At 52.4% G+C, this 23,442-nt stretch carries 25 protein-coding genes and 1 riboswitch; of the genes, 8 read left to right on the top strand and 17 right to left on the bottom strand.

Annotation, left to right across the window (positions count from 1 at the left end; translation table 11 throughout):
- Positions 1-145 precede the first annotated feature (145 nt).
- Complete coding sequence (gene metG, locus G461_RS0122400) at positions 146-2,200, top strand: methionine--tRNA ligase (protein WP_026973532.1); 2,055 nt, start codon at positions 146-148, stop codon at positions 2,198-2,200.
- Positions 2,201-2,246: 46 nt separating this feature from the next.
- Here the strand turns inward: metG and G461_RS25235 are convergent, their stop codons facing one another.
- Together G461_RS25235 and G461_RS0122390 are read right to left on the bottom strand one after the other, a co-directional pair.
- Positions 2,247-2,522, bottom strand: coding sequence for an acylphosphatase (locus G461_RS25235; protein ID WP_035481142.1), 276 nt, complete (start codon positions 2,520-2,522; stop codon positions 2,247-2,249).
- Positions 2,523-2,560: 38 nt separating this feature from the next.
- Entirely contained in the window at positions 2,561-3,085 is a 525-nt protein-coding gene (locus G461_RS0122390; RefSeq protein ID WP_157360406.1) for a GNAT family N-acetyltransferase, read from the bottom strand.
- A 356-nt stretch (positions 3,086-3,441) separates the two neighbouring features.
- Between G461_RS0122390 and moeA the strand changes: the two genes are divergently transcribed.
- The gene (moeA, locus tag G461_RS0122385) at positions 3,442-4,668 is read left to right on the top strand and encodes a molybdopterin molybdotransferase MoeA (RefSeq protein WP_026973530.1); all 1,227 of its coding nucleotides are present in this window, start codon (positions 3,442-3,444) and stop codon (positions 4,666-4,668) included.
- Here moeA and modA read toward each other — a convergent pair.
- The 12 genes from modA to moaA all read right to left on the bottom strand — a co-directional run bounded on the left by modA (position 4,660) and on the right by moaA (position 12,873).
- The gene (gene modA / locus G461_RS0122380; protein WP_026973529.1) at positions 4,660-5,436 is read right to left on the bottom strand and encodes a molybdate ABC transporter substrate-binding protein; all 777 of its coding nucleotides are present in this window, start codon (positions 5,434-5,436) and stop codon (positions 4,660-4,662) included. The genes moeA and modA overlap by 9 nt on opposite strands.
- Positions 5,385-5,873, bottom strand: a complete 489-nt coding sequence (gene moaE / locus G461_RS0122375; protein WP_157360405.1) for a molybdopterin synthase catalytic subunit MoaE — start codon at positions 5,871-5,873, stop codon at positions 5,385-5,387. The genes modA and moaE overlap by 52 nt, the downstream gene beginning before the upstream one ends.
- A complete protein-coding gene (gene moaD, locus G461_RS0122370) occupies positions 5,833-6,078 on the bottom strand; it encodes a molybdopterin converting factor subunit 1 (RefSeq protein WP_026973527.1) in 246 nt (81 codons plus the stop codon). The genes moaE and moaD overlap by 41 nt, the downstream gene beginning before the upstream one ends.
- Positions 6,068-6,553: a cyclic pyranopterin monophosphate synthase MoaC gene (moaC, locus tag G461_RS25230; protein ID WP_051333784.1), complete on the bottom strand. Its 486-nt coding sequence runs from the start codon at positions 6,551-6,553 to the stop codon at positions 6,068-6,070. Before moaC ends, moaD begins: the two co-directional genes overlap by 11 nt.
- Before the next feature lie 29 nt (positions 6,554-6,582).
- On the bottom strand, positions 6,583-7,110 hold the full coding sequence (moaB, locus tag G461_RS0122360) for a molybdenum cofactor biosynthesis protein B (RefSeq protein ID WP_026959000.1): 528 nt from the start codon (positions 7,108-7,110) through the stop codon (positions 6,583-6,585).
- Complete coding sequence (gene mobA / locus G461_RS0122355; protein WP_026973526.1) at positions 7,110-7,661, bottom strand: molybdenum cofactor guanylyltransferase; 552 nt, start codon at positions 7,659-7,661, stop codon at positions 7,110-7,112. The genes moaB and mobA overlap by 1 nt, the downstream gene beginning before the upstream one ends.
- A gap of 125 nt (positions 7,662-7,786) precedes the next feature.
- Positions 7,787-7,912, bottom strand: coding sequence for a TIGR02808 family protein (locus G461_RS26005; protein ID WP_084405023.1), 126 nt, complete (start codon positions 7,910-7,912; stop codon positions 7,787-7,789).
- Between the two features lie 9 nt (positions 7,913-7,921).
- Entirely contained in the window at positions 7,922-8,497 is a 576-nt protein-coding gene (locus G461_RS0122345; RefSeq protein WP_026958998.1) for a NapC/NirT family cytochrome c, read from the bottom strand.
- Positions 8,498-8,512: 15 nt separating this feature from the next.
- On the bottom strand, positions 8,513-8,962 hold the full coding sequence (locus G461_RS0122340) for a nitrate reductase cytochrome c-type subunit (RefSeq protein WP_026973525.1): 450 nt from the start codon (positions 8,960-8,962) through the stop codon (positions 8,513-8,515).
- Between the two features lie 17 nt (positions 8,963-8,979).
- A complete protein-coding gene (gene napA, locus G461_RS0122335) occupies positions 8,980-11,469 on the bottom strand; it encodes a nitrate reductase catalytic subunit NapA (protein WP_026973524.1) in 2,490 nt (829 codons plus the stop codon).
- Positions 11,469-11,735, bottom strand: coding sequence for a chaperone NapD (locus G461_RS0122330; RefSeq protein ID WP_026973523.1), 267 nt, complete (start codon positions 11,733-11,735; stop codon positions 11,469-11,471). The genes napA and G461_RS0122330 overlap by 1 nt, the downstream gene beginning before the upstream one ends.
- Positions 11,736-11,898: 163 nt before the next feature.
- Positions 11,899-12,873 carry a GTP 3',8-cyclase MoaA gene (gene moaA / locus G461_RS0122325; protein WP_026973522.1) on the bottom strand — a complete coding sequence of 325 codons (975 nt, stop codon included), beginning with the start codon at positions 12,871-12,873 and terminating at the stop codon, positions 11,899-11,901.
- Positions 12,862-12,995, bottom strand: a riboswitch (molybdenum cofactor riboswitch). Its footprint overlaps the gene before it by 12 nt.
- 90 nt (positions 12,996-13,085) lie before the next feature.
- On the opposite strand from moaA, the gene G461_RS0122320 reads away from it, so the two are divergent.
- From G461_RS0122320 to G461_RS0122305, 4 genes are read left to right on the top strand one after another with little or no spacing between them, the layout of a single operon-like run.
- Positions 13,086-14,819 (top strand): type IV pili methyl-accepting chemotaxis transducer N-terminal domain-containing protein, encoded by a 1,734-nt coding sequence (locus tag G461_RS0122320; protein WP_157360404.1) that lies wholly within the window; start codon positions 13,086-13,088, stop codon positions 14,817-14,819.
- A complete protein-coding gene (gene narL / locus G461_RS0122315; RefSeq protein ID WP_026973520.1) occupies positions 14,788-15,423 on the top strand; it encodes a two-component system response regulator NarL in 636 nt (211 codons plus the stop codon). The genes G461_RS0122320 and narL overlap by 32 nt, the downstream gene beginning before the upstream one ends.
- A 12-nt stretch (positions 15,424-15,435) precedes the next feature.
- On the top strand, positions 15,436-15,675 hold the full coding sequence (locus tag G461_RS0122310; RefSeq protein ID WP_051326683.1) for a hypothetical protein: 240 nt from the start codon (positions 15,436-15,438) through the stop codon (positions 15,673-15,675).
- Between the two features lie 8 nt (positions 15,676-15,683).
- On the top strand, positions 15,684-16,616 hold the full coding sequence (locus G461_RS0122305) for a GGDEF domain-containing response regulator (RefSeq protein WP_026973519.1): 933 nt from the start codon (positions 15,684-15,686) through the stop codon (positions 16,614-16,616).
- Here G461_RS0122305 and G461_RS0122300 read toward each other — a convergent pair.
- Entirely contained in the window at positions 16,613-18,751 is a 2,139-nt protein-coding gene (locus tag G461_RS0122300; protein ID WP_026973518.1) for a YgiQ family radical SAM protein, read from the bottom strand. The genes G461_RS0122305 and G461_RS0122300 overlap by 4 nt on opposite strands.
- A 127-nt stretch (positions 18,752-18,878) precedes the next feature.
- On the opposite strand from G461_RS0122300, the gene G461_RS25225 reads away from it, so the two are divergent.
- The gene (locus tag G461_RS25225; protein ID WP_051333774.1) at positions 18,879-20,417 is read left to right on the top strand and encodes a phospholipase D family protein; all 1,539 of its coding nucleotides are present in this window, start codon (positions 18,879-18,881) and stop codon (positions 20,415-20,417) included.
- Between the two features lie 16 nt (positions 20,418-20,433).
- On the opposite strand, the gene G461_RS0122290 is transcribed toward G461_RS25225, so the two are convergent.
- Complete coding sequence (locus G461_RS0122290; protein WP_026973517.1) at positions 20,434-21,018, bottom strand: FKBP-type peptidyl-prolyl cis-trans isomerase; 585 nt, start codon at positions 21,016-21,018, stop codon at positions 20,434-20,436.
- A 113-nt stretch (positions 21,019-21,131) separates the two neighbouring features.
- Between G461_RS0122290 and G461_RS0122285 the strand changes: the two genes are divergently transcribed.
- Complete coding sequence (locus tag G461_RS0122285) at positions 21,132-21,752, top strand: LysE family translocator (protein WP_026973516.1); 621 nt, start codon at positions 21,132-21,134, stop codon at positions 21,750-21,752.
- A 67-nt stretch (positions 21,753-21,819) separates the two neighbouring features.
- On the opposite strand, the gene G461_RS25220 is transcribed toward G461_RS0122285, so the two are convergent.
- A complete protein-coding gene (locus G461_RS25220) occupies positions 21,820-23,268 on the bottom strand; it encodes an alanine/glycine:cation symporter family protein (protein WP_051333773.1) in 1,449 nt (482 codons plus the stop codon).
- Between the last annotated feature and the right edge of the window lie 174 nt (positions 23,269-23,442).

Genomic DNA, 23,442 nt, shown 5'->3' with positions numbered 1-23,442 from the left:
AGGCCTTGTAATTGGTTACGTCATCCAAAGAATCACATACTTAAGCACGCTATGCGGCCTTTCCAGCCTAGGCATTCCATGCCGCTTGAGGTAGTATTAGCGCCCTATCCGATTAATCAATTCGCTTTGGCACGAAGTAGATCTCATGACAGAACAACAAAGAAACATTCTTGTTACCAGCGCCCTCCCTTATGCAAACGGCCCGATTCACCTTGGCCACATGTTGGAGTACATCCAAACCGACATATGGGTTCGTTTCCAACAGCTGCGTGGTCATAACTGTATCTATGTATGTGCGGACGACGCCCACGGTACCCCAATCATGCTGAAAGCTCAGCAGATGGGTATTACGCCGGAAGAGATGATCAACCAGGTGCACACTGAGCACAGCAGTGACTTCTCTGATTTTCTGGTGAAGTTCGATAACTACCACAGCACCCACAGCGACGAGAACCGCGAGCTGGCGCAAAGCATCTACCTGAAGCTGAAAGAAAGCGGCCACATTAAGACCCGCACTATCTCTCAGCTGTTCGATCCTGAGAAAGGCATGTTCCTGCCGGATCGCTTTGTAAAAGGCACCTGCCCGAAATGTGGCGCAGAAGACCAAAACGGTGATAACTGTGAAGTATGTGGCGCCACCTACTCGCCAACCGATCTGAAATCACCTAAGTCGGTTATCTCCGGCGCAGAGCCGGTACTGAAAGACTCAGAACACTTCTTCTTCGACCTGCCAGCATTTGAAGGCATGCTAAAAGAGTGGACTGCGTCTGGCTCGCTGCAAGATGAAATGGCCAATAAGATGAACGAATGGTTCGAGCAAGGCCTGCAGCAGTGGGATATCAGCCGCGACGCACCTTACTTTGGCTTTGAGATCCCCGGCGCCGAAGGAAAATACTTCTATGTATGGCTAGATGCGCCTATCGGTTACATGGGCAGCTTTAAAAACCTGTGTGACAAGCGCGAAGATCTCGACTTCGATGCATTCTGGTCAAAAGACTCTGACGCCGAGGTGTACCACTTCATCGGTAAAGACATCATCTATTTCCACAGCCTGTTCTGGCCTGCAATGCTGGAAGGTGCCGGCTACCGTAAGCCAAACAATGTGTTTGCTCATGGCTACGTGACCGTAAACGGTGAGAAGATGTCTAAATCGCGTGGCACCTTTATTAAGGCGCGCACCTACTTGGATCACCTCCAGCCAGAGTACCTGCGTTACTACTACGCGGCTAAGCTTAATAACCGCATCGTGGATATCGACTTAAACCTAGAAGATTTCACCCAACGCGTGAACTCAGATCTCATTGGTAAAGTGATCAACATCGCCAGTCGCACCGCTGGCTTTATTACCAAGCGTTTTGACGCGACCCTGGCCTTAGAGTGCGCCAACGTTGATTTGCTCGACGAGTTCCTGGCAGCCCAAGACACCATCGCCGAGCTCTACGAGCAACGCGAGTTTGGTAAAGCAATGCGCGAGATTATGGCGCTGGCCGACAAAGCGAACCAATACATAGCAGAGCAAGCCCCCTGGCAGCTGGCTAAGGCTGAGGAAACCATGGTTCAGGCGCACAACGTTTGTTCGCTAGCTATCGAGTTGTTCCGCATCCTGCTGACCTATCTCAAGCCAGTGGTACCTGAGCTAGCATCCAAAGTTGAAGCCTTCTTGGGCCGTGAGCTTACTTGGGCCGGTTTAGAGACCACCATGTTTGGTCAAACCATTCAGCCATTTAAGGCCCTGATGCAGCGCATCGACAGCAAAGACGTTGAAGCCATGGTTGAAGCATCCAAAGAAAATCTGGCAGCAGCCACTGCGCCGGTTAAATCGGATGCGCCAGCACAAGCGCCTGCCACCAGCAGCGATATCGAGCCAATTGCCGACACCATTAGCTTTGACGACTTCGCTAAGGTTGATTTGCGCATCGCGCGCATCGTTAAGGCTGAACACGTAAAAGAGGCCAACAAGTTGCTGCGTCTCGAGTTGGATTTGGGGAATGAGACTCGTCAGGTGTTCTCTGGCATTAAGTCGGCTTACCAGCCAGAAGACCTTGAAGGTAAGCTCACCGTGATGGTCGCAAACCTAGCGCCACGTAAGATGCGTTTTGGCGTGTCAGAAGGTATGGTGCTGGCCGCGGGCCCAGGTGGCAAGGACATTTGGCTCCTGAACCCAGACGACGGTGCCCAGCCTGGCATGCGAGTAATGTAAACACGCTCAACTAAGTACCAAAAAAGCCCACCTTTGCGTGGGCTTTTTAGTTGGTGCTGAATTGAGAATAGGTTCTGTCAGTAATCTCGTTAAGTGCAATGACGCTGACAGACTCCACATTTGCTGCCGGCGACCCTCGCTGTAACCACTGCTGCAAAGCTTTAAGTGATTGCTCATCGCCTTCTGCAATCACTTCAACCCGGCCATCAGCTAGATTGCGCGCGATCCCTACAAGAGACAGAGTGTTTGCTTGCTTCTGGGTGAAGTAGCGAAAACCGACTCCTTGCACTTTTCCGCTAATCAATGCGTGGAGTCGTTTCATCGAATTGCCCTGCCCTAATAAGCCTGCTAACGCGGCGCTCAATTCAACAAGGGGTTGATGGGCGTTGGGCTGGATAGAAGTTCTTGAGCGAAGGATTGTTTGGCGTGCTTACTGATGGGGATGGCGCACTTGTCGAGGTCGAGTTGGAAGAAGCGAGTGGGTTTGCCTTTACCGTTAACCCCATCGAGCTCGTTAAAGCCAAACTGGCCAAGGGTCCAACGCAAGCGATGATTATTGCATTCACAAATCAAATTAAGCAGGGTATAACCGCGTTCTGTCGCAAAGCGGCGCGACCAGTCCACCATCTGCTTGGCGTAGCCAACACCCGCATAATCACGGCGTACAGTAAGCTTACGCATAAACATGCTTTCGCGGGTGCTTTTCTCGTCTAGCTGAAGGCTGTGGGTTTGATTATTCAGAACCATCGCAGCGACGGGGACGCCACGACTGAAACCAAGGAACATCTCGTCTAAGCGGTACTTAGCGAGTAAGGCATGGGGAGTAATATCTTTACCGGTCCAGAACTGTTCGCCGGTATGCTCGGCCCAGTTGGCCGCTTCCATTAAAATGTCGCAGAACTGGTAAAGTTCCAGACAAGTAATCGCTCTAATTTCCAAGCTGTTTTGGTGCTCGGTAAGCATAGTATCCCCAATATTTTCAGCGCTCTTATCGTCCTGAAGCGCACTTAACCGTTGTCTGCCTAGATGAATGAAAGACTTTCAAACGACCTAACTACTATTAATCGATGTGGATTAAAAGCGCAGTTGTCACGTGCTGTATTCATGAGCTGGATCTCATTTTAGTTGATCTGCACGCCAAGAGCAATGTAAGGAATCTGAAACATTGCGCTTCCATTGTTCTAAATCAAAAGATTTGTAATGCTAGCGCAAACGCAATAAAGCAAGGACAAACTGCCCCTATGGACCAATGCGCAAGCCCCGGACTTCTCGACTTCCACACCGCCCTTACTCAATTGACCCAACAAGTGCCGCTGCTTTGTGGCGAAGAAAGTGTCGAGCTTAGCGATTTACTTGGACGAATCACTGCACAGGCTATCGTCAGCCCCATCAATGTTCCCGCGTTCGATAACAGCGCAATGGATGGCTACGCTTTTAACGCAGCATCACTTGAAGGCGACACGCTGACCATAAGAGGTAGCGTACTGGCCGGTGATTACGACGATTTGCCACTACAACCCGGCGAGTGCGTACGCATTATGACCGGTGCGCCTATCCCGCCCAATGCAGATACGGTGGTAATGCAGGAAAACACCGAAACAACCGACAACGTGGTACGCATCTTAAAATACAAGGCGAGTTCAAACATTCGTCGTGCAGGTGAAGATATCAAGCAAGGTGAAACAGCAATTCCAGCGGGTCATCAGTTAAAGACGGCCGATATCGGACGACTGGCCAGTTTGGGGATAGCCAGCGCTATGGTGCGTACACGCCTTAAAGTAGCGCTCCTATCCACCGGAGACGAGCTTACCCAACCCGGTACACCACTTGCTCCCGGGGCGATTTATGACAGCAACCGTTTCGCCTTGCACGCAATGCTATCCAAGTTACCGATTGAGCTGTTCGACTTAGGCGTAATCAAAGATGACTATCACGCTATTCGTGACGCCTATGTCCATGCCAGTGAACTCGCAGACATCATTATCTGCAGTGGCGGGGTATCAGTAGGCGATGCAGATTACACCAAGACGGTATTGGACGAGTTAGGCAAAGTCGCGTTCTGGAAACTGGCGATGAAGCCCGGTAAACCCTTCGCCTATGGGCCTATTGGCGATAGTCACTTCATCGGACTACCCGGTAACCCGGTGTCAGCGATTGTGACCTTCTATCAGCTCGCCATGCCGATGCTGGCGAGCGCAATGGGCTGGGACCGCCCGTCACCGACTAGCCTGAAAGTTAAGGCGGGCTGCGCTATACGTAAGTCGCCCGGTCGAACCGACTTCCAACGCGGCATCTTAGGTTGTGACGAAGACGGTAACCCCGTAGTGACGACCACCGGGGCTCAAGGCAGTGGTGTGTTCAGTAGCCTGAGCGATGCCAACTGTTTTATTGTACTGGAGCGCGAGCGCGGTGCAGTTGCAAAAGGTGAACGGGTTAACGTGGAAATGTTCCGGGCACCACTAGTGTGACGCTTGGCTTTCTTCGAGCGGCGCGTAGCCAAAGGCTTTAAGGATTGCGCGCCCCTCTTCTGATTCGATAAACGCCAAAAGCTCACTGACTTCTTTGGTTTCATCAAGAACGGCGTAAAACTGCTCTAAGGGTTGATAGTAGTGCTGCGGGACTAACCAGTAGTCTCCAGCAGGCTGGTAAATCACTTGAGCCAGCGAGACAAAGCCAGCCGGGACCCGATCTGCCAAAATGAAATGGTAGGCTTGTTCTACGTCGCTGGCGATAACCGGCGTTGCACGACCATCGGTTTGGCTAATCACCTGCTTAGCAGCAATGCCATAAGGAGCATTAAGCGGATTAGCTAACACATACGGTTGCTGCCAATTCTGCCAGGTGGACTGATCCACTCTTCCCTGTTCACCTTTACTGGTGCTTGGCGCCCAAAACACTAAGCGGCCTCGCACATAAGCGCTAATACGCGATGCTACACCACCATCATGCAAAAGCTTCGGCCGCAACTTATCGGCAGAAAAGAAAATGTCTATCTCTTCGCCCTGTAGAATTTGCTGGTAAAGAACACCGCTAGAGGCGGCTTTAATCCGCAGGTGAGGCATATGGGTGCGTTGCTGATAACCTTTCACCAACGCTTGCAAGGCAGGCTCGAAGTTACTCGATACACCGATATCGAGGGTATGGGCGCCGGCTGGCACCCACGAAAATACTATGCTCAGTAAGCTTAAGACCAGCGCTTGCTGGCAAGCCGGTCGCTTTCTCTCTGCTCGAGCCATTGTTCTCCTTGGTCGCTAAGCTCCTTTTTCCAAAAAGGCGCTGAGGTTTTAAGGTAGTCCATTATGAACTCGCAGGCATCAAAAGCTGCCTGACGGTGGGCGGAATTAACGCCGACAAACACGATTTGCTGATTGACCTCTAACCGGCCTACCCGATGCACCACTGCCACATCGTTAATCGGCCAGCGCAGTTTGGCCTGCGAGGCAATATCCGAGAGCGCGCGTTCTGTCATGCCCGGGTAGTGTTCGATAAACAGCGCGTTGACTGCCGTGCCGAGGTTGAGATCGCGCACCAGACCGGTGAATGTCACCACGGCGCCGCTTGATGGGTTCTGCTGCAGGGCTTGGTATAGCGCAGCAACATCGAAGTCCTCTTTTTGTACTGAAATCACCCGACTATCCGCCTGTGACCGGAGGGAAAAAGGCGACTTCGTCATTGTCTGCCAAACGATGCTCGCCACTGACTTGCTGTTGATTGACTGCGCAGAGGATCTCTTGCGACTTTAACTGCGCCCAACTGTCGCCCTTTGAAGCTAACTGGTCGGTAAGTGCCGCTACCGTTGCACCTTCTGGGCATTCACACTGAACGCTATCGCCCAATTGCTCGCGTAGGCGCGCGAACAAACGTACGTTAATCTTCATCGCAAGCTCCCTGCTTGGTGTTAGTATGCTGCTCGCCACCTGGCTCTGCGATAAAGTGGCCTGACTTACCGCCGCTTTTCTCCAAAAGCTTTACCTCGCTGATCACGATGTCTTTTTGAACCGCTTTGAGCATATCGTAGATGGTAAGTGCTGCGACACTGGCTGCGGTTAATGCCTCCATCTCGACGCCGGTCGTGCCAGTTAGTCGCACTCGGCTTTCCACCCGGATCTGATACTGCGCCTCGTCCAACTCAAACTCGATAGCCACCTTGGAGATCATCAAGGGATGACACAAAGGAATAAGGTCGCTGGTCTTCTTGGCCGCCATAATGCCCGCAAGCCGAGCGCAACCTAGTACTTCGCCCTTAGGATTGTTCTCGGCAGATAGCGCCGCCCAGCACTGGGCGGATAGCGAGACTCGCGCCTGAGCACGCGCCTCGCGCACCGTCTGCTGCTTAGCAGAGACATCAACCATCTCTGCCTCGCCGTTGTGGTTCAAATGACTTAGCAAGCGTCCACCTCCTTGACATGAGGGGCAAAGTTACACGGCTTGTGGGTCGAGTCTAGCTGCTCAAGCAAGATGCTGTTCCAAGCTGTTTTGCAGGCGTTGGTTGAACCGGGCACGCAGAAGATGGCCGTCTTGTTTGCCATTCCGGCAATAGCACGACTTTGCACGGTTGAGGTACCGATCTCTTGGTACGACACATAGCGGAACAGCTCACCGAAGCCTTCGATGGGTTTATCAAACAATACGCTTAGCGCTTCGGGAGTGTTATCACGCTCAGTAAAACCAGTGCCTCCCGTTGAGATAACACATTGGATAGTTGGGTCCGCAATCCATTTGCTCACGATGGCGCGCAGCTTATATACGTCATCGATAACGATCTGCTTGTCTGCAACCTTATGACCGGCTTCGCTTAGCGCCTCGACCAGAAAAGCACCCGAGGTATCGTTTTCCTCGGTTCGGGTATCAGATACGGTAAGAACTGCCACGCGCAATGGCTTTTTTTCTGCACTTGCCAAATGGCCCATTAGTTACTCCTTAATTGTTGTATGTCACGCCACTGCTGGGGCGTATTCACGTTTCCAAATACCGCGGGTTGCTCGCTGCTTACTAGCGCTTCGCTTTGAATCGTCTTGAGAAAAGCGCGAAGGCGGTAGTCTCCCTGAGCGAGTTGTTGTGAAATAACCGCGCGAGTGTCAGGGGTGTTTTGCACGATAAGGGGAAAGAGCGAGTCTTGAAAGTGATAACTGCCGGGCTTTGATTGATAACTGTGAACAAGCTGCTCTAGCGCGCTTAACGATAACAACGGCATATCGACCGGACAAAACAGCCATGCAGACTTGCTCGGTTTGGCATTAAGACAGCTTGCAATGCCACCGAGGGGGCCTCGTTTTTCATATAGATCCGGGATACAAGCGAAACCTTCGTAATTGCCGCTTACATAGCACTGTTGGCACAGCTGCGCTAATAGCTCCATGCTGTGTTGCAACCACGTTTTGCCTTGCCATGGTAGCAAGGCCTTGTCCTGACCCATCCTTGTCGATAATCCGCCCGCTAGAACGGCTGCAGCAGGTACCACGTCTAACCCTTTACATTCCTATGCTTTTACAAGCTTATACTCTGTTACCAGCATGCCGTTGCTGTTAACAAAAATAAAGGCCTCTCAGCCATTTTTGACTGGAGGCCTCGATTATCATCAATGGCTTACTGATCCCAACGGCGCAATATCAGCAAGCTTACCAACGCCACAGCGACAAAGCCTCCAAGCAAAATGGTGGGTATCGCCGCATAGCCCAGTACATGCCAAATTATTGATTCTAGTTGACTCATCTCGGCTCCTTATTGCCAGCCTTCAACACCGGCCATATCTGGCAAGCGGTGAGCAATGCCCTTATGGCAATCTACACAGGTCTTGTCGCCATCAGCTAGCGCGGTGGAGTGCTGTGCAACACTGCGAGGGCCCTGCTCAGTGAAGTCCATATACTCGAACTCATGGCAGTTACGACACTCGAGAGAATCGTTCTCTTTTAAGCGATGCCACTCACGCTCAGCCAGGTGCTTACGGCGAGCTTGGAACTTCTCTTCGGTACTGATGGTTCCCATGATATGGGCAAACACCTCTTTACTGGCTTGCACCTTACGCACCATTTTGTCGGTCCAGTTATGAGGCACATGACAATCGGAACAGATTGCCCTGACCCCAGACCGGTTTGAATAGTGGATGGTAGATTGGATCTCTTTAACAATGGGCTGGTGACAGCCGGCACAGAACTCTTCTGTGTTGGTCAACTCCATCCCCGTATTAAATGCCCCCCAAAACATGATCCCACCGAAGAACCCCAAGGCTAGCACAATGCCAACCGCGGCCTTACTGGGACGTGAGAGGGCCTTAAAAAAGGCCTTTATCCATTTCATACTGCTGCCTCTTGGTTAACGGAGTGACTCTACTGGCTCGAACTGGTTATCAACCAACGCCGGTGCATCCACCTGCAGCACATGGCACTGCAAGCAGAAATAGCGGCGTGGTGATACGTCGGCCAACACCTCGCCATCGCGACCGAGATAGTGGGTCACACTTACCTTGGTGGCACGACTAGCAGGTGCATTCTTCCAGCTATGGCACGACATGCATTTGTTGGCATTCAGGCTCATCTCATAGTTGCGAATATCATGGGGGATCAGCGGAGGCTGAAAGATATAGGCATTGGGATAGGTGGTATCCTGCTCAATCACCGACGGCATGGTCGGCGGTTGGGCCTCTTGGTTAAGTTCGGTGCTACCACGCAGTGAGCTTAGCCCACCGTTGGTAACGTACTCGTCCGCAGTAACCTGTCCGATGGCAAAGCTGGCGAACAAAACAGCGAATAGGGTTTTAGTCATTGCTTGTTTCTCCTGCTCTATGCCTTGACCATGCGCACTGCGCACTTCTTAAAGTCAGTTTCTTTGGATAGTGGGTCGGTAGCATCCAGCGTCAGTTTATTGGTCAGCTGTTTGGCATCGAACCATGGCATGTAAACCAAGCCTTTGGGTGGGCGGTTCCTGCCGCGTGTTTCAACCCGGGTTCGCACCTCACCGCGACGGCTCTGCAACAACACTTCATCACCGCGGCGTAAATCACGCTCTTTGGCATCATCGGGGTGAACATAAACCACCGCATCTGGGTAAGAGCGATACAGCTCTGGTACCCGGCGCGTCATCGAGCCTGAGTGCCAGTGCTCGAGCACCCGGCCAGTGCTTAGCCACAAATCGAACTCTTCGTCTGGCGACTCGGCTGCCGGCTCATAAGGGGTAGCGATAATCAACGCTCGACCATCGGGCTTACCATAGAATTGGTAACCGGAACCCGCTTTCACATACGGATCGCTGCCTTCACGGTAGCGCCACAAGGTCTCTTTACCGTCGACCACCGGCCAACGTAGACCGCGTACTTCGTGGTAGGTATCGAAGTCAGCCAAATCATGCCCGTGGCCGCGACCAAAGGTGGCGTATTCTTCAAACAGACCTTTTTGCACGTAGTAGCCAAAATGCGCTGACTCATCGTTAAGCGGTGAGTCAATTTGCTCCACGGGGTAGGAATCAATCTTGCCGTTGGCAAACAGTACGTCATACAAGGTTTTACCGCGATACTCTGGTTTCTTAGCAATCAGCTCTTCTGGCCACACTTCTTCTACTGAGAAGCGCTTAGAAAACTCCATCAACTGCCAGAGATCTGACTTAGCCTTACCTGGTGCGGACACCATCTGATGCCAGAACTGGGTACGACGTTCAGCGTTACCGTAGGCACCCTCTTTTTCTACCCACATCGCGGTTGGCAGGATCAGGTCGGCAGCCTGGGCGGTAACTGTGGGGTAAGGCTCTGAGACCACAATAAAGTTGGCGGGGTTACGATAACCCGGCAAGCTTTCCTCATTGATATTTGGCGCAGCTTGCATGTTGTTGTTACACATCACCCAGTAAGCATTGAGCTTGCCGTCTTTAAGCATGCGGTTTTGCAGCACCGCGTGATAACCCGGTTTGGGCGGGATGGTGCCTTCAGGCAGCTGCCAGATATCTTCAGCAATTTGACGGTGTTTCGGGTTGGCAACCACGTAGTCTGCTGGCAACCGGTGAGCAAAGGTGCCCACTTCACGTGCAGTACCACAAGCAGAAGGTTGTCCGGTTAGGCTGAACGGGCTATTGCCTGGCTCGGAGATCTTGCCGGTTAGCAGGTGGATATTGTAAATCGAGTTGTTGGCCCACACACCACGGGTGTGTTGGTTAAAGCCCATAGTCCAGAAGGAAGTTACCTTGGTATTTGGATCGGCGTAGGTTTGTGCCAACCGCAATAAACGTTCTTCAGGCACGCCACTGAGCTCAGCCACCGACTTCAGGTCGTAGTCTTTCAAGAACTCGCGATACTCATCAAAAGACATATCGCTCATTGCGCCGCTATCTGCATTGGCGGCCGCTTTTTGCAGCGGGTGCTCAGGGCGCAGCCCATAGCCGATATCGGTATCACCACGCTTAAAGTTGGTGTGCTGGTTCACAAAGTCCCAGTTAACCTTGTCGTTCTCGATGATGTAATGAGCGATGTAGTTGAGGATTGCCAAGTCAGTCTGTGGCGTGAAAATCATGCCGTTGTCAGAGAGCTCGAAACTGCGGTGCTCAAAGGTAGATAGCACATGCACCTTCACATGGGGGTGAGACAGGCGTCGGTCAGTGATGCGCGACCACAGTACCGGGTGCATCTCGGCCATGTTGGAGCCCCACAGCACGAAGGCATCGGCCGCTTCCATATCGTCGTAACAGCCCATGGGTTCATCGACACCGAAGGCACGTATAAAGCCAACCACCGCAGACGCCATACAGTGGCGCGCGTTAGGGTCGATGTTGTTGGTTCGGAAACCGGCTTTGTGCAGCTTGGCCGCAGCGTAGCCTTCCCACACCGTCCATTGGCCAGAACCGAACATGCCCACCGAAGTCGGACCTTTTTCTTTAAGCGCGGCCTTCCATTTTTCGGCCATCACGTCGAAGGCTTTGTCCCAACTCACCGGGGTGAACTCGCCTTGCTTGTCGTACTCGCCGTCGGTCATACGCAGCAGTGGCGTGGTGAGGCGGTCTTGGCCGTACATAACCTTGGAGAGGAAGTAGCCCTTGATACAGTTAAGGCCCTTGTTGACCGGCGACTCTGGGTCACCTTGGGTGCCGACTACTTTGCCGTTTTGGGTTCCCACCAAGATACTGCAGCCTGTGCCACAAAAACGGCAGGCGGCTTTTTGCCAATTGACTCGGGTTTGATCCGATGAGGTGATCAAATTGGTTGCTGCTGCAGGTAGCTGGATCCCTGCGACGGCGGCCGCTGCGCTGGCAGCGTTCGCTTTAATAAACTGACGTCGAGTCCACTTCATCACCCTTCCTCTTGTTCGTTGTGATCGTTACTTTCGTATTGGTGGTATACCAAGTTTGCACACAGTACTTTTGGTAAGCGGTTGATTTCTTCGATGACATCAACCAACGCGGAGCGCTCTCCGCCTTCTACGGTGACAACCAAACGACCTTCAGGGTGGAAGCCGTGGACTTCCACACCTTCGTAGGCTGTGAGTTCTTCGATTAATGCTTGGATAGACGGAGGCTGGCAATACACCACCGCACTGCTGACATGAAATTCGTCCATTTGATTCCCAGGCTGCTGCTGTGTTTCTTATGTATTTGTATTGTATTAACCCTAGTAGCTATAAGCTTAAAGAGCGAAGACAAGATAAGACTAGCCAGACTGTGCCCAGTACGGTATACCCCTTTGGGGTGAAATTAGCTCAACGACATTGATTTAACGCAAGTTATCCGCCGATACTTGCAAGATGCGGGGTAGCTCCCGTGTTCCCCTCTTGCAGAAAGTGGCTGACCTTTTTCTCCCTCAGCGAGGCTTCCAAGAAGGCCATCAACTCGCCTTGCTGTTGATCGTCTTCTAAAAGATGGCGCAGCGAATAGCCTTGCTCTCCAAACAAACACAGATGCAATTTTCCGGTTGATGAGACCCTAAGGCGATTACAGCTAGCACAAAAATCCTGCTCGTAGGGAAGGATTAACCCTACTCTGCCTTGGTAGTCAGGGTGTGCGAATATCTGAGCAGGCCCGGCATTGTGGGAGGAAATCACCCGCTGCCAGCCATGATTTTTTAAGTAGGTTTTAAAACGCTGTCCACTGATATGGTTGCGGCGGAAGTAGTCGGGGTGCTGACCCATCTCCATTAGCTCGATAAAGCGAATATCTAAGGCCCGGGTTTTAATCCAATCCAGATACTGGTCAAACTCGCGCTCAGCGCTGCCCTTGAGCAGCACCGCATTCACTTTAACCCGCTCAAAGCCCGCCTGTAGCGCCGCTTCTACACCGTCCATCACCTTGGTGTAGGTTTTTGTACCAGTAATCGCATTAAACTCGCGCGGGTCGAGACTATCGACACTAACGTTAACGCAGTTTAGCCCGGCGTCTCGCCACACTTGCGCTTTGCGGGCTAAACGAAAACCGTTGGTGGTCATCGCAACCTTCTCAACACCCTCTACATCAGCCACCCTTGCGATGATCTCCTCGAAGTCTTTACGCAGGCTAGGCTCACCACCGGTAAGGCGGACTTTGTTGGTGCCCATTTTCGCAAACCCGCGCACCACGCGAGTGATCTCCTCACCGCTAAGGTAGTTCTTGGGCTCTTGGCATTGATAGCCATCAGGCAGGCAGTACTGACAGCTGAAGTTACAGGCGTCAGTAATAGACAAACGCAAGTAGTAAAACTTGCGGGAAAATGAATCTTGTAGCATATGCACCTTTCCAATACGGGAGGCCTGCTCGTTTCCTTACAAACCCTGCTCAATCATTGTTGAGGGCCAAGCTGCCATATCGGGTGACTTAGGCAGTCGAGGCTTCGGTTTCTTTATTCAGCGTAAACGCTTTTTAGCACTTTGTTAAGTACCTGCATTCATTGTTACACTTAAGGAGTAGTTACGTTTTTAGCCCCATTCTGGAGTCAAGAGTGAAAGGATTCAGTAGTCGCCGCTCCTTGGGAACCACCGTCATCACGCTACTTAGCACGATGATCCTCATATTTGTTGTGGTTTCCTTGGTCTCGTTAACCAGCCTACGCAATAGCCTCAATGACGCCGAAGCGATCAACATCGCCGGTTCATTGCGCATGCAAAGCTATCGGCTCGCTTATTTACAAGTGACCGACAACCAAGAACGTTTTGCGAAACTTGCCGAGTTCGAACGCTCATTAGCTAGCCCCGCGCTGGTCTTCGTCACTAAGCAAAATGATGAACTTGAACAGCTGTTTGCTGGAGTGCTCGACAACTGGCGCCAGATGAAACCCTACATCGAGACTGATGACCCCTACTATCCGCAGCATGTGGCCCGTTTCGTAAACCGCATCGACCACTTTGTTAATCGCACCGAGTACTACTCAGAGCTTAAGGTTCAGCGCCTCAGCCAATGGCAACTCGCAGGGCTCATCACCAGCTCGCTGATGGCCTTGCTCACCCTCGCCTATTTGCGTTTTCGGGTTGTTCTGCCGCTGTATCAATTAGAAAGTTCGGCCCAGCAAATACAAGAAGGTAACTTTCATATAGCCGCTCCCTCAGGGAAAGGTAGCGCCGAGTTGGAGCGCTTATCGGCAGCGCTGGTGGACATGGCCAAGCAACTGGATGTTTCCTACCAAAGCTTAGAGCGGCAGGTTGAAGCGAAAACCCGTGCCCTCTCCCAAGCCAATGCCGACTTGAGCTTTCTCTACCAACAAGAGCAACTGCTATTCAACAACCAGCTCGACGAGAAACTGCTGCAGCACAGCTTGGGGCTGCTGTCCGAGAACCTAGGCATTAGCCACGCCTCGTTAACCATCGATGCCCTTGGCATCACGGTAAATCTGGGCGATGAGTCCCAAATCTACAACTACCAGCAAACCCTCACCAGCAACGACCAAGCATTTGGACAACTGCGTCTACAAAGCGTGCCGATTGGGCGCGAAGACATTGTCGCCAGCTACCAGCGAACCATCAGCAAGGTGGTGCGCTATGAGCAAGGCTTGTTACAACGTCAAAAGCTGCTGCTAATGGAAGAGCGCGCCATTATCGCCCGAGAGCTGCACGACTCGCTCGCGCAAACCCTCTCCTACTTGAAGATTCAAACCAGTCTATTGCAACGTAGCCTAAGCGACCCAGCAATCGCAGAGGTGAATCCACCAGCAGGCTACGCCAGTGAGATCCACCAAGTGATTAACGACGCTTACGTGCAGCTACGCGAGCTACTCAATACCTTCCGTTTAACCATCAAAGATGCCAGTTTGGCTGATTCGCTATCAGCCTTGGTCAAGGAGATGGGCCAGCAAACCGAGGTGACGATTAAGCTCAACTCAAAGTTAGGCAATGACCTCGTACCAGCTCACCAACAAGTCCATATTATTCAGATATGTAGAGAAGCTATTGTTAATGCAATCAAACACGCAAACTGTGATAGCATCGAATTGAGTTGTGTCGATTATCCGACTAAGTTGTTGGTAAGAGTTAGCGACAACGGCCAATCTGGCCAAAAACTTCAACAGCAGTCCGAACACTACGGGCTGCAGATTATGCAAGAACGCGCAGAACGCCTTGGAGGGCAACTAGAGTTCGGCAGCAGCCCCAGTGGCGGCGTGATCGTAACCCTCGAACTACCGCGCGAACCAGCTACAACAGGGAAAGTTAATGAGTCATCCATTGAATATAGTGGTCATTGATGATCATCCATTGATGCGCAAAGGCATCATTCAATACCTCAGTGTTGATCCTCAATTCAAGGTCGTGGGCGAAGCCAATAACGGCGCGCAAGGCCTCGAAGTATGCAGTGAGCTCGAGCCAGATATCGTGCTGCTCGACTTAAATATGAAGGGGTTGTCCGGCCTGGACACCCTCAAGTTACTGCGTGAGAACCAAATCACCTCGACCATCATCATCTTGACCGTCTCCGACGCCAAGCAAGACGTGATCAGGCTGATCAACGCCGGTGCCGATGGCTATCTGCTAAAAGATATGGAGCCCGAACAACTGCATATCCAGCTACGCAAAGCAGCCAATGGCGAACAGGTGATGAGTGAATCGCTGCGCCCCTTCCTGCAGTGCCTCAATGAGAACGATGAGTTCGATAGCAAATTAGCCGCATTAACCAAACGCGAACGTCAAACCCTCGCAGAAATTGCAAAAGGCTCCAGCAACCGAGAGGTAGCTAACCGCTTGAATATCACCGAGGGAACAGTCAAGGTCCACGTTAAGAGCCTGCTCAAGAAGATGCAGGCGAAATCGCGGGTCGAGTTGACGGTGATGTATCTAGAACATAGCAGCTAGGAGCGGACAACGGTGGGGCAAGTACTTGGACTGGCAGAATCAGCCACGTTAATCGTAGGTTTGGCGTTTGTGATAGTTGCCATTTGGCTTTACGGGAAGCGCAAATCCGATTGGCTCGCGCCGGTTAAAATCGTGTTTAATCGCGTCGATGATATCCAGCCCAACGAGTTTGCAAAGCTGCGCATTGGTGTTGCACTGCTTATCGTTACAGTGGTGCTGCGTTTTGTTAACCATCTGATGTTCGCAGCCTGAGGAGCGCCATGAAGATCCTTTTGGTCGACGACACCCTTACTGAACGATTGGTATTAAATCGCTACCTCACTGCGATGAACCATGAAGTCGTGATGGTCGAAACCGGCGAACAAGCGGTAACGGCGTTCGTGGAAGCCCAACCCGACCTCGTACTGCTCGATGTGATGCTACCCGGTATCGATGGCTATCAGGTGGTGCAGAAGATCCGCGAAGTGGAAAGGCATTGGACTCCCGTCATCTTCCTCAGTGGTAAGAATACCGCAGAGGATATCAAAACCGGTATTGATGCCGGTGGCGACGACTACCTAACCAAGCCGGTAAACCGCTTAGTACTCACAGCAAAGCTTCAGGCCATGCAGCGCATCGCGGATATGCGACAGACCCTGATCCAAACCCAACAACATCTTGAAGAAGCTAACCAAAAGCTGTCGGAGCAAGCGATTCGTGATGGCCTCACCGGTATCGCTAACCGTCGCCACCTCGAACAGGTACTGGATACCTCGTTTAAACGTGCACAACGCACCCAATCACCACTAACTGTGATGATGTGTGATATCGACTGGTTCAAACCCTATAACGATCAGCTTGGTCACCTCAAAGGCGACGAGTGTTTGATTCAGGTGGCACAACTGATGTCTGAGGTCGTGCAACGCCCTTATGACCTGCTAGCGCGCTATGGCGGTGAAGAATTCTGCGTAGTATTAGGGGAAACAGACTTGGGCGGCGGGATGCACATCGCTGATATGCTACTGAACAAGATCCGTAACGCCGCAATCCCTCACCCCACTTCGCCTAACGGCATCGTCAGCATCAGTATCGGTGTTGCCTGTTCACACAACCAGCCCGCCGAGAGCTACGAAGCATTGCTCAAACAAGCCGATAAATCCCTTTACCAAGCGAAAGAACAAGGCCGTGACCGCGCGGTTTGTTTCGACGCTTAGTTCTTTGCGAACTGCTTTTTAGTAAAGCGCGTTGCTGCTCGTTGCCCACCCTGGTTGCGCATCGGCTTACCGCGGCGCTGTCCGGAGCCACCACGGCGGCTATCGGCCGGTACCAATTGGTGCTGGCCATTACCGATTAGCTTAGCCAAGCCCATGTTCTTCAGACCCTCGCGAATAATCGGCCAGTTATCTTGGTCATGGTAACGCAGCAAAGCCTTGTGCAGGCGGCGCTGGCGACCTTTTTTGGCGACCGACACTTTTTCGGCATCGTGAGCAATCTTGTGTAGCGGATTCATCAGGGTGTGGTACATCGTCGTGGCATTGGCCAGCGGCGACGGATAGAAGTTCTGAACTTGATCCAAGCGGAATTTGTTTTGTTTAAGCCACAGCGCCAAAGCCACCATATCCTCATCACGGGTACCCGGATGGGCTGAGATAAAATACGGGATCAGGTACTGTTTCTTGCCAGCCTCGGCCGAGTACTTATCGAACAATTCTTTGAAGCGATGGTAGGTGCCCATGCCCGGCTTCATCATCTTCGATAATGGGCCATCTTCGGTATGCTCCGGTGCAATCTTCAGGTAACCGCCCACATGGTGCAGCGCCAACTCTTTCACGTAACGTGGGTCTTCAATCGCCAAGTCGTAACGCACCCCGGACGCAATCAGGATCTTCTTAACCCCTTTAACCTTGCGGGCGCGGCGGTACAAATCGATGGTCGGCGTATGGTCGGTGTCCATATGCTTACAGATGCTTGGATAGACGCACGACAATCTGCGGCAGGTTTGCTCGGCCTTCGGGCTCTTGCAGTTGAGGCGATACATGTTGGCGGTTGGGCCACCGAGATCTGAGATAACACCGGTAAAACCCGGCACTTGATCGCGGATCTGCTCAATCTCGTTGATGATCGAGTCTTCCGAGCGGCTTTGGATAATCCGCCCTTCGTGTTCGGTAATCGAACAGAAGGTACAACCGCCATAACAGCCACGCATAATATTGATGGAGAACTTGATCATCTCATAGGCAGGGATCTTAGCTTTGCCGTAACTCGGATGGGGCTTGCGTTGGTACGGCAGTCCAAATACCCCGTCCATATCTTCAGTGCTAAGTGGCAAAGCGGGCGGATTAATCCACAGCAAGCGATCGCCATGGCGCTGCACAATGGCTCGCGCACAACCGGGGTTGGTCTCCAAATGGAACACCCGCGAAGCGTGGGCATAGAGTACCTGATTAACCTTAACCTGTTCGAAGGCCGGTAAGCTGATGTATACCTCTTCCCAAGGCTTTTTGTTGTCACCTTGCAGTACGATGGGCTTGGCCTCCTCGGCTTTAGCCGGCTCGACCTGCTGAGCATCGCTGTCTTTGCTGCAGCTTTCCTCTTGCTCGGCATAGGGACTGAGGATTGGCTCAATTTTGCCCGGCTTATCTAAATGGGTCGAATCAATACCCGACCAACCGGGGATAGCTTGCTTGCGGATATGCGCAGTGCCACGTACTTCCGCTAACTGTTCTACGCTCTGCCCTTCATTCAAGCGATGGGCCACCTCGACCAATGGGCGCTCAGCATTACCGAAGATCAGCAGGTCTGCCTTGGCGTCAAACAGCACAGAACGGCGCACTTTGTCTGACCAGTAATCGTAGTGGGCGATGCGGCGCAGGCTGGCCTCGATACCGCCAAGGATTACAGGAACATCTTTATAGGCCTCTTTACAGCGCTGGCTATACACCAAGGTGGCGCGATCCGGGCGCTTACCGCCCACGTTGTCTGGCGTGTAAGCATCGTCGTGACGCAACTTCCGCTCGGCAGTATAGCGGTTGATCATCGAGTCCATATTGCCGGCGGTGACGCCGAAGAATAACCGTGGCTTGCCCAGAGCCATAAACGCGTCTTTGCTGTTCCAGTCGGGTTGGGCAATGATACCCACACGGTAGCCTTTGGCCTCCAACATACGCCCGATCACTGCCATACCGAAGCTTGGATGGTCGACGTATGCATCACCGGTAACGATGATAATGTCGCATTGCTCCCAGCCTAACTGTTTCATCTCCTTGCGCGACATCGGCAAGAAAGGTGCAGGTTTGGCGATTCGGTTGGCGCAGGTTTGCGGCTGAAATAGGACACTGGCTGTTTGCATGGACTGGGGCTCTTTGACGCTCGGGGGCGCAATTATAACCAAATTAAACTTTGACGATAGCCTAAGTTAAGCACATAAGAAAAAGGGTATAATAAACAATCAGATGACTAGGTAATCAGGAACTCATTTGTCGTTAAAACGCCGTATCTTTGCATGCATGCTCACACTGGCCGTCAGCTTCCAGCTGTTTTCTTGCGCCCAACGCCCGGAGCAAAGCCATATTGATGCACTTAAACACCCCAGCGAGGCGATATTACTCGACCCTGCCAGCACATTGGCCGAGGCCGCATCCGAGCATGCCATGCTTATCACTGGCAGCAACGGCGTTACCCTGTTAAGTAGCGGCATTAGCGCCTTTGCTGCACGTTGGGAATTGATTGAGCACGCCGAAGTCAGCGTAGATGCCCAGTACTATCGACTCAACAACGACCTCACCGGTAAACTGTTTCTCGTTGCCCTACTCCGAGCGGCTGAGCGCGGCGTGCGGGTGCGCTTGCTGGTAGACGACATCAGTACTTCCGGGTTTGACCAACTGCTGAACACCCTCGCCGCTCACCCCAATTTTTCTGTACGGGTTTACAACCCCTTCTACGACCGCCGCTATCGTGGCAGCCAGTTTGTGCATAGCTTCTCGCGCTTAAACCATCGTATGCACAATAAATCACTCACTGTCGACGGCGCTTTTTCGATAGTCGGCGGGCGAAACATTGGCGATGAGTACTTCAGTGCCCGCCATGATATGGAGTTCAGCGACCTCGATGCTATCGTCTTCGGTCCGGTGGTGGCCGACATTCAGCAAAGTTTTGACGAGTATTGGAATCACCACATCGCCTACCCCATCGAAGCCTTGGCGAGCCCGCCTGCGGATACCCACAAGGTATTGCTCGAGCTTGAGCAACAGCTCTACGCGCAATCATTGCGCCCTTACCTACAGGCAACCCAACGCTTTGAAGACTATTTTACTCAGCAAGCTAGCGAGCTAACGCTATTTGGCTGCGAGGCCACCTTGTTGAGTGACACCCCCGGGGTATTGGTGGGCTCTGAGGTTGCAACCAAGCTGGGGCTGAGCATGGTGCGCTCAACCGAAAGCGTTGTGGTAGCGTCGCCCTACTTTGTTCCGCGTAAGCATGGCGCTGAAGGGCTGGCGGACCTCGCCGAGAAAGGTATCGAGATCTCGATTCTTACCAACTCACTGGCCTCCACCGATGTAGTCGCCGTGCACTCTGGCTATCAGCGCTACCGAAAGCAGTTGCTGGAAGCCGGGGTTAATCTGTTTGAGCTAAAAGCAGATGCACCTCAAGATAAACGGGTGAAGTTTTTCGGTAATCAAGCTCAGCGCTCAAGCCTGCACAGTAAGGTGTTCGTATTTGATCAAACACAGGTGTTTATCGGCAGCTTTAACTGGGATCCGCGCTCCATCAATATCAACAGTGAGATGGGCCTGCTGTTTGATTGTCCAGAGCTGGCCAGCTTTGTCTACCAAGGGGCATTCAGCGACTTGAAGCAAGATGTGTACTTTGTTGAGCTGGAGGGTAAGCGTGTAAGATGGCGGGAGTATCAGGGTAACGGTGAATTACGGCAACACCGCTCAGAACCAAACGCCTCTTGGTGGAGGCGTTTCCAAGTATGGGTAGCATCGTGGCTACCCATTGAAGACCAGTTATAGCTGCAGCAAGAATGGCCTAGTGGCCCTTGCCACCGCAACATTCATGATCGTCGTCTTCATGGCCTTTGCCACCACAACACTCGTGGTCATCGCCCTTGTCGTGGCTACCACAGCCGCCGTTACCGCCACAGCAACCGCTGCTAGGCTGATGGGCGTGGCCGTGAGCGATCTCTTCTTCAGTCGCTTCGCGGGTTTCGACGATTTCAACGTCAAATGACAGGCCCACGCCAGCCAAAGGGTGGTTGCCATCAACAATTACATCGTCGCCTTCAACGGCAATCACCATCACCGACTGCTCGCCTTCTTCGGTGGTTGCACGGAACTGCATGCCGGCTTCCACTTCTATCTCGCCAAACATAGACAGCGGTACCGCTTGTACCAGGTTGTCGTTGCGTTCACCGTAGGCATCGGCCGGCTCTAACTCCAGTGCGAAGGCGTCACCGGCTTGCTTGCCAATAAGCGCAGCTTCCAGGCCTGGAACCAACTGCATATGGCCAATAAGTACCGCCAGTGGCGCTTTGCCTGCGGTGGTGTCTAGCTGCTCACCGTTTGCTTTAACGGTGTAGTTCATGGTAACAACGGTGTTTTGGGTAATCGCCATTAAGCTTTCCTGTGAATGTGCTTGCTTAGCATATCGAAAAAAGGCGATTTTACTCTTATGCCGCCTCTGGCTCCAGTATTTCTGTTTAACCTTGATGTTTTGGATGTAGTCTCGTGGACCTCACTAACCTTTTGTTGTTTATTCCTACCTTCTTTTTAGTCTCCATTACCCCCGGTATGTGTATGACCCTCGCGATGACGCTGGGTATGACCGTGGGTATTCGCCGCTCGCTATGGATGATGGCCGGCGAAATGGTGGGCGTTAGCCTGGTCGCTATTGCCGCCGTGCTTGGCGTGGCTGCCATCATGCTCAGCTATCCTCAGATGTTCACCGTGTTTAAACTGATTGGCGGCAGCTATTTGGCCTACCTCGGTATTCAGATGTGGCGCTCGCGGGGGAAGATGGCGATTCCAGATACCCTATCAGCCCCGCCAAAGATTGGTCGTAAGGATTTGGCCACTCAAGGCTTTGTCACCGCAATCGCCAACCCCAAGGGCTGGGCATTTATGATTTCCTTGCTGCCGCCGTTTATCGAACATGAGCGCGCTCTTTGGCCGCAACTGAGCACTATGGTGGTGATCATCGCACTGAGCGAGCTGACCTGTATGCTTATCTACGCCAGTGGCGGCAAGAGCCTGCGCTTGTTCCTTAATCGCAGTGGTAACGTACGCTTGATGAATCGCATTTCGGGCAGCCTGATGATTGGCGTCGCGCTTTGGTTGGTGTTGGGGTAGTCGCGTTCTTCAGACATAAAAAAAAAAGGCCAGCATCATGCTGGCCTTTTTTCTAAAGCGTGAACGCTTATTTTAGCTTAGCGCCTGCAGGGGTTGCGCTACCCGCTTGGTCTTTCCACATCGGGTCAACCAATTGAGCTTCAAGGCCCGGTACGGTGGCAGCGTTAAAGCTCGGTTTTTTACCCGCTTTAAGTTGCTTCTCGTAGTCGGCAAATACTGCGAAGGCTACCTTAGACAGCGCAACGATAGCCGCGATGTTCACCAGTGCCATTAGGCCCATCGATACATCGGCAAAATCCCATACGATATTCAGTGAGGCGACAGAACCCACCATTACCATCGCCAAAACCAAGGCACGGAATACGTACAGCGCAATCTTATTCTTGGTTAGGAACACCAGGTTAGTTTCTGCGTAGCTGTAGTTGGCGAAAATAGAGGTAAAGCAGAACAGCATGATTGCGAAGGTCATGAAGTAAGCAGTCCATGAGCCTAGTGCATCAGCCAGTGCTGATTGCAGCAGGCCGATACCGCCCAGCTCGCCACCGAAGTCTACACCCACAATCAGTACCATTGCAGCAGTTGCAGTACAGATAACGATGGTATCTGCGAACACACCCAGCATTTGCACAAAGCCTTGCGCCGCAGGGTGGTTAGGATTTGGATTAGCACTTGCCGCGATGTTAGCCGCAGAACCCATACCGGCTTCGTTAGAGAACAGGCCACGAGCCACACCGGCCATCAGCGCGCCCATCAGGCCACCAGCAGCTTGCTCCATACCAAAAGCGCTCTTAACGATGGCAACCAGTACGCCCGGCAGTTCGCTGATGTTCAGCAGGATCACAACCAAAGAGATGCTCAGGTAGGCCAGTGCCATCACAGGCACCAAAGTAGAAGCAACTTTACCGATCTTCTTCAGACCGCCGGTGATAACCCAAGCGGTAGCAGCAACGATGGCGATGCCCACGTAGGTTTCGTTAAAGCCGTAGGCGCTGCCCAGAGAATCAGCAATGGTATTAGCTTGTACGCCATTGAAGGCGAAACCGAAGGCAATAATCAGCAATACTGAGAACAACGCGCCCAACCAACGAGCGTTCAGGCCTTGTTCCATGTAGTAGGCAGGGCCACCGCGGTATTGGCCATCGGCCTCTTTTACGCGGTAAACCTGAGCCAGAGTAGACTCTACGAATGCAGTAGCCATACCTAGCATGGCAATTGCCCACATCCAGAATACGGCACCCGGGCCACCAGCGGTGATAGCGACAACCACGCCCGCCATGTTACCGGTGCCCACACGGGCTGCCATAGAGGTCCAGAAAACTTGTTTAGAAGAGAGGCCCGAAGCGTCTTGAGATTGGCCGCCTTTTAGAACGGATACGCCGTGTTTGAACATGCGGAATTGGACAAAGCCAAGGCGAAAGGTGAAGAAGATGCCAGCGCCAACCAGTGCATAAATAATCAGGTGGCTCCACAGCAACCCGTTTACCGAGTTAATTGCTGATTCGAGTAGTTGAATCATGAAAGTGCTCCAATGTTGTGTCTGCCGTGTACATTCCGCTCACGGCAAGTCGGTTTTTCCTCAACCGTCTGCAAAAAATGCCTAACTTGTTAACATCCTCCCTGCGTAACAAGCGTCTTAGAAGGCATAAGCAAACAGACAGCCTGGTGCTAAAACGCGGCGGAATATAGCACC

It is taken from the genome of Aliagarivorans marinus DSM 23064, assembly GCF_000429485.1.
Classification (GTDB): domain Bacteria; phylum Pseudomonadota; class Gammaproteobacteria; order Enterobacterales; family Celerinatantimonadaceae; genus Aliagarivorans; species Aliagarivorans marinus.
The sequence above is the reverse complement of the archived record's forward strand: the minus strand, read 5'-3'. Positions and strand labels throughout refer to the sequence as shown.